The 3,494-nt window shown below is 64.5% G+C and carries 3 protein-coding genes and 2 pseudogenes; all 5 read right to left on the bottom strand.

What is annotated here, in order from left to right:
• Positions 1–346, bottom strand: a pseudogene (locus QZS13_RS10135) (phosphoribosylaminoimidazolecarboxamide formyltransferase); the annotation flags it as partial.
• A gap of 13 nt (positions 347–359) precedes the next feature.
• Positions 360–1,073, bottom strand: a complete 714-nt coding sequence (locus tag QZS13_RS10130; RefSeq protein WP_295588588.1) for an IMP cyclohydrolase — start codon at positions 1,071–1,073, stop codon at positions 360–362.
• A 1-nt stretch (position 1,074) separates the two neighbouring features.
• Positions 1,075–1,683, bottom strand: a complete 609-nt coding sequence (gene purN / locus QZS13_RS10125) for a phosphoribosylglycinamide formyltransferase (RefSeq protein ID WP_295588587.1) — start codon at positions 1,681–1,683, stop codon at positions 1,075–1,077.
• On the bottom strand, positions 1,677–2,705 hold the full coding sequence (purM, locus tag QZS13_RS10120) for a phosphoribosylformylglycinamidine cyclo-ligase (protein WP_295588585.1): 1,029 nt from the start codon (positions 2,703–2,705) through the stop codon (positions 1,677–1,679). The genes purN and purM overlap by 7 nt, the downstream gene beginning before the upstream one ends.
• Positions 2,706–2,750: 45 nt before the next feature.
• Positions 2,751–3,494 (bottom strand): annotated as a pseudogene (locus QZS13_RS10115) (amidophosphoribosyltransferase); the annotation flags it as partial.

The following is a 3,494-nucleotide window of genomic DNA, read 5'->3' as shown; positions in this document are numbered from 1 at the left end:
CGTAGGAGCACAGCCGGTCGGCGCCCCGGGCCCGGATGTAGGCGCAGGCGATGGGAGTCAGCTCCGCCGCCTCATCCACAAAGTAGATCTTCTTGTCCACGTCCGTCAGGGGAAGGCCCACGGCGGCGCCGGCGGGGGAGACGTGCTTGAAGGAAGCGGCGGCGGGCAGTCCGGTGGCGGCCTTGAGCTCCCGGACCAGCTGCCAGGAGTTCAGGGCGTCGAGAAAGTTGATGTAGCCGGGCTTGCCGTTGAGGACGGTGATGGGCAGGTCGCTCCCGTCCCGCATAAAGATGCGGGAGGGCTTCTGGTTGGGGTTGCAGCCGTATTTGAGTTCCAGTTCTGTCATGATTCCCGCTCCTTTACTGATATTTGTTGACGATGCGCTGGGTGAAGGCGCCGGTTGCAAGGTCCGTGAACCGGACGAACAGGGAGATCTTGTTGTCCGGGTTCAGGGCGTTCCACACGGCGTCGGTGAAGGTGTCGATATCTCCGTCCACGGCCACCAGCTCCGGTTCCCCTTGGAAGGTGGGGATGGGGTTGCCGTCGGTGACGTAGGTGTGGAGGAAGTGGCCTTTCCCCGCCTGGCCGGGATACTCAAAGGTCTGGCGCAGGCAGCCGGAGCCGTCGGCGTCGGCGGACTTCAAAATGGAGAGCTTGTAGCTGCCGTCGGGGCTGAGAAGGCCGGAGATGCGGGGCGTCCAGTTGGGGCCGTCAGGCTCAAACTCCCGGGTCCGCAGAGCCTGCTCCATGGGAAGGCCCCGCTCCAGGAAGTCCCGGATGGTGTCGGTCTGGTCGCCGTTGGTGACGATGAGGCCCCGGCCCAGCTGGCGGACGGGGTGGTAGATAATAAGGCTGGGGTCCTCCACCTTGCTGGGGTCGTAGGCCTGGGTGCGGATGCCGTCGGGCTCTTCCACGAAGACCCGGTTGCGGCTGTTGGCGCTGCGGCCCATGATGAAGTAGGCGGCCACGGACGTTTTTCCGTCGGCGGTCTTTCCCAGCACGATGCCCCGGCCGGGGTAGGGGTTGGACGCAAGCAGCTGGCAAAGATCCAGCGGCGTGTAGGAATCGTTCATATCAGTTCTCCTTTGTAAGTTCCGCGCTCAAAAGCTCCGCGGCCCGGGGCAGCAGCACCCACTCGGCCTGCTCCATGACCCGCCGCTGCAGCGTTTCCGGCGTGTCGCCGGGCAGCACCTCCACGGCCTTTTGCAGCAGAATACGGCCCCCGTCCGGGATCTCATTGACCAGGTGGACGGTGGCGCCGGTGACCTTCACCCCCCGCTCTAGGGCTGCCTCGTGGACATGGAGGCCGTAGAAGCCCTTGCCGCAGAAGGCGGGGATCAATGAGGGGTGGACGTTGAGGATGCGGCCGTCCCAGCGGGAGACGAAGTCCGCCGAGAGGATGGACAAAAAGCCCGCCAGGATGATGAGGTCGATGTGGTATTCTGTGAGCTTTCCCTGGAGGGCGGACTCGAAGTCTGCCTGGGACATCTGCTTTTTGGAAAAGGCCGCGGCGTCCACCCCGTGGTTGGCCGCCCGGGTCAGGGCGTAGGCCTCGGGATTGCTGGCGCACACCAGCACGATCTGGCCGTGGGGGATGTCGCCCCGCTCCTGGGCCTGGAGCAGCGCCTCCAAATTGGTGCCGCCGCCGGAGACGAACACGGCAATGCGGGCCTGCTTCAGCATAGCACCACCCGCTCTTCGCTCTTGGCGATCTCGCCGATCACGTAGGCGCCGCAGTCCAGGGCGGCGATAGCCTTGTCGGCGTCCTCCGGGGCCACCACCACGGTCATGCCCACGCCCATGTTGAAGGTGTTGAACATGTCCCGCTGGGGAACATCCCCGGCGGAGGCGATCATGGAGAAGATGGGGGGCGTCTTGACGGCGTCCAGACGGATGCGGGCGCCGAGACCGTCGGGGAGGCACCGGGGGATGTTTTCAAAGAAGCCGCCGCCGGTGATGTGGCTGACGCCCTTGACGGCCACCGCCTCCATGCACCGGAGCACCGGCTTGACATAGATCTTCGTGGGGGTCAGCAGCGCTTCGCCCAGCGTCATGCCCAGCTCGTCGGAGTAGACGCCCAGGTCCGCGTGCTCCACGTCGAACACCTTGCGCACCAGGGAGTAGCCGTTGGAGTGGATGCCGGAGGAGGGCAGGGCCAAAATCACGTCGCCGGGGCGCATGGTATCGTGGTTGATGATCTTGGGCTCGTCCACGATTCCCACGGAGAAGCCCGCCAGATCGTAGTCGTCGGGGGCCATGACGCCCGGGTGCTCGGCGGTCTCGCCGCCGATGAGGGCGCAGCCGGCCTGGCAGCAGCCCTCCGCCACGCCGGAGACCAGGGTGGCGACTTTTTCCGCCTCGTTTTTGCCGATGGCGATGTAGTCCAGGAAGAAAAGCGGCTTGGCGCCGCAGCAGATGATGTCGTTGACGCACATGGCCACGCAGTCGATGCCCACGGTGTCGTGCTTGTCCAGCAGCTGGGCGATGCGCTGCTTGGTGCCCACGCCGTCGGTGCCGGAGACCAGCACGGGCTTTTGCATCCCGGCAAGGTCCGGCGCGAACAATCCGCCGAAGCCGCCGATGCCGGAGACCACGCCGGGGATCATGGTGCGCTCCACGTGCTTGCGCATGAGCCGGACGCCCTCGTAGCCGGCCTCGATGTTAACGCCGGCGGCGGCGTAGGACGCGGAATGGGATTCGTTCATGTCAAAGCCCTCCTATGGAGTGAAAGATTGGAAACCGGGAGGGAATTACTCCTTCCCGGTCCAGCAGTAGGTGCAGATCTTGTCGCGGTCGATGCCGATGGCCTCCAGCAGGCCCTCCAGGGACTGATAGCCCAGAGAATCAAAGCCCATTTCCTTACAGATGGCCTTAAGCATACACTGGCCTCGCTCCGTGGAGGAGTCGGCATATTCCTCCAGGTGCTGCTGTCCCTCGTCGCCCTCCAGGCTCTGGATGGTACGCCGGGCCAGCAGCTCCATGTCGGAGTTGCTGCGGGAGAAATTGAGGTACTTGCAGCCATACATAATGGGGGGGCAGGCCGAGCGCATATGCACTTCCTCCGCGCCGGACTCATAGAGGAAATCCACGGTCTCCCGCAGCTGGGTGCCGCGGACAATGGAGTCGTCCACAAAGAGCAGCTTTTTGCCCTCGATAAGCTCGGGTACGGGGATCTGTTTCATCTTGGCCACCTGGTTGCGGGCCGCCTGGTTAGCGGGCATGAAGGAGCGGGGCCAGGTGGGGGTATATTTGACAAAGGGGCGGGCAAAGGGCTTGCCGCTGCGGTTAGCAAAACCGATGGCGTGGGGTACGCCGGAATCGGGCACACCGGCCACATAGTCCACCTTGGGCAGCTGACCCTTCTGGACCTCGTCCCGGGCCATGATCTCGCCGTTGCGGTAGCGCATGACCTCCACGTTGACCCCCTCGTAGTTGGAGTTGGGGTAGCCGTAGTAGGTCCAGAGGAAGGCGCAGATGCGCATGTTCTCTCCGGC

The sequence above is a fragment of the uncultured Oscillibacter sp. genome, from assembly GCF_900546705.1.
Lineage (GTDB): Bacteria > Bacillota > Clostridia > Oscillospirales > Oscillospiraceae > Oscillibacter.
The sequence above is the reverse complement of the archived record's forward strand: the minus strand, read 5'-3'. Positions and strand labels throughout refer to the sequence as shown.

What these genes read in the sequence shown, in the direction of transcription:
- QZS13_RS10130 (WP_295588588.1), bottom strand. Translation starts at nt 1,073, where the DNA reads ATGAACGATTCCTACACGCCGCTGGATCTTTGCCAGCTGCTTGCGTCC.
- purN (WP_295588587.1), bottom strand. Translation starts at nt 1,683, where the DNA reads ATGCTGAAGCAGGCCCGCATTGCCGTGTTCGTCTCCGGCGGCGGCACC.
- purM (WP_295588585.1), bottom strand. Translation starts at nt 2,705, where the DNA reads ATGAACGAATCCCATTCCGCGTCCTACGCCGCCGCCGGCGTTAACATC.